The organism is Actinomadura sp. CNU-125 (genome assembly GCF_001942465.1).
In the GTDB taxonomy this organism is placed as follows: Bacteria; Actinomycetota; Actinomycetes; order Streptosporangiales; family Streptosporangiaceae; genus Spirillospora.
Window position 1 is genome coordinate 1 of record NZ_MKJY01000476.1, and the last position, 2,162, is coordinate 2,162.

Sequence of the window (2,162 nt, forward strand, 5' to 3'; positions counted from 1 at the left end):
GGCGGCCAGCACGTTCGGGACGGCGTGCGGGCCAAGGCAGGCGCAGCGCGACCGGCGCCGCCCCCTCGGGGGTCACGAGGGTGAACCGGGCGCGGCCCCGCTCGTCCAGCGTCTCGTCCGCGGCCCGGACGGTCGCGTCCGCGGACCGCCCGAACGTGACGACGGACGCGTCGGTGCGGGACGCCATCGCGGCGACGAGGGGATCGTCGGCGTTGAGGACCGCGGTGCCGCCGGGCGCGAGCGCCTCCACCATCTCGCCCTTGGCCTTGGCGATCATCTCGCGGCTGCCGAACTCGCCGACGTGCGCCGTCCCGACGTTCAGGACGACGCCGACGTCGGGCCGCGCGATGCCGGTGAGGTAGGCGATGTGGCCGACGCCGCGGGCGCCCATCTCCAGCACCAGGTGCCGGGTGCCGGCGTCGGCGCGCAGCACGGTCAGCGGCAGCCCGATCTCGTTGTTGAACGATCCGGGCGGGAACACCGTCGGCCCCGCGCGGCCGACGACCTGCGCGATGAGGTCCTTGGTGGAGGTTTTGCCGGCGGACCCGGTGACCGCGGCCACGGTCGTGTCCGGGAGCCGGTCCAGGACGCCGCGGGCGAGCCGCCCGAGCGCCTCCCGCACGTCGCGGACCAGCACGGCGGGTCCGTCCACGGGGTGCCGCGCGAGCACCCCGGCGGCCCCGGCCGCGAGCGCGGCGGGGGCGAAGTCGTGCCCGTCGGCGCGTTCGCCCGGCAGCGCCGCGAACAGCGCCCCGGGCTCGGCCGCTCGGGAGTCGACGATCACGGGGCCGCGCACCACGGCGTCCGGGGGCCCGCCGTGCACGGTCCCCTCCGTGATCTCCGCGATCGTCGACAGCGGAAGTGGGATCACGCCTGCGTCCCCGCCCCTCTCATCTCGTCCAGGTGGCGCCGCAGTGCGGCGCGGACGACCTCGCGGTCGTCGAACGGATGCACCTCGCCGGCCACGTTCTGACCCTGCTCGTGCCCTTTACCCGCGATGACCAGGACGTCGCCGCGACGGGCCCGGCCGACGGCCAGCGCGATGGCGGCGGCACGGTCGGGTTCCACCACGACGTGCGCCCGCTGCGGCTGCGGCACCTTGAGCCCGCCCTCGACCATAGCGGTGAGGATGGCGAGTGGATCTTCCGACCGGGGATTGTCGTTCGTGAAATACGCCATGTCGGACAGCCGCAGCGCCGCCTCCCCCATGAGCGGGCGCTTGCCGCGGTCGCGGTCGCCGCCGCAGCCCAGCACGAGCCCGAGTCGTCCCTCGGTCACCGGGCGCAGCGCGTTCAGCACGGCCTCCACCGCGCCGGGCTTGTGCGAGTAGTCGACGAGGGCGACGAAGTCCTGCCCCTCGTCGACCCGCTCCAGCCGCCCGGGGACGCCCGGGCAGGACGCGACGCCCCGCACCGCGGCCTGCAGCGTGATCCCGGCCTCCACCAGCGCGACGATCGCGGCGAGCGCGTTCGCGACGTTGAACGGGCCGGCGAGCAGCACGCTCGCGTCGGCCTCGACGCCGCCGGGCCCGACGACCCGGAACGTCGCGCCGTCCGCGCCGAGCCGCACGTCGTCGGCGCGCCAGTCGGCGCCCGGGTCGCCCGACGCGGAGAACGTCGTGGTGGGGACGGTCGCGATCTCCAGCAGCTCGCGGCCGTAGTGGTCGTCGAGGTTGACCACGCCGACGCGGGAGTACTCCGGGGTGAACAGCCGGGCCTTCGCGAGGAAGTAGTCCTGCATGGTCGGGTGGTAGTCCAGGTGGTCCTGGGACAGGTTCGTGAACACCGCGACCTCGAACCGGGCGCCGCCGACGCGGCCCTGGACGAGCGCGTGGCTGGACACCTCCATCGCGGCGGCGCCGACGCCGCGCTCGCGCATCATCGCCAGCAGGGCGTGCAGGTCGGTGGCCTCCGGCGTGGTCAGCGCGCTCGGCACCGTGTCGCCGCCCGCGCGGATCTCGACGCCGCCGACCAGGCCCGTCGCGAGCCCGGCGGCGCGCAGCCCCGCCTCGGCGAGGAACACCGTGGTGGTCTTGCCGCTGGTGCCGGTGACGCCGATGAGCGTGATGTCGCGGCCGGGCTCCCCGTACACCCACGCCGCCGCGTCGCCGAGCCGGGCGCGGACGTCCGGGACGACCAGGACCGGCAGGCCGGACGCGGCGG

Annotated in this window: 2 protein-coding genes; both read right to left on the reverse strand. The window is 75.8% G+C overall.

Annotated elements, in window-relative coordinates; genetic code table 11:
* Positions 1-871, reverse strand: an 871-nt coding sequence (murF, locus tag BJF79_RS38040; protein WP_410050196.1) for a UDP-N-acetylmuramoyl-tripeptide--D-alanyl-D-alanine ligase, incomplete at its 3' end; no start/stop codon positions are given.
* The coding region (locus BJF79_RS38045; protein WP_075904643.1) for a UDP-N-acetylmuramoyl-L-alanyl-D-glutamate--2,6-diaminopimelate ligase at positions 868-2,162 on the reverse strand (1,295 nt) is incomplete at its 5' end. The genes BJF79_RS38045 and murF, both read right to left, overlap by 4 nt.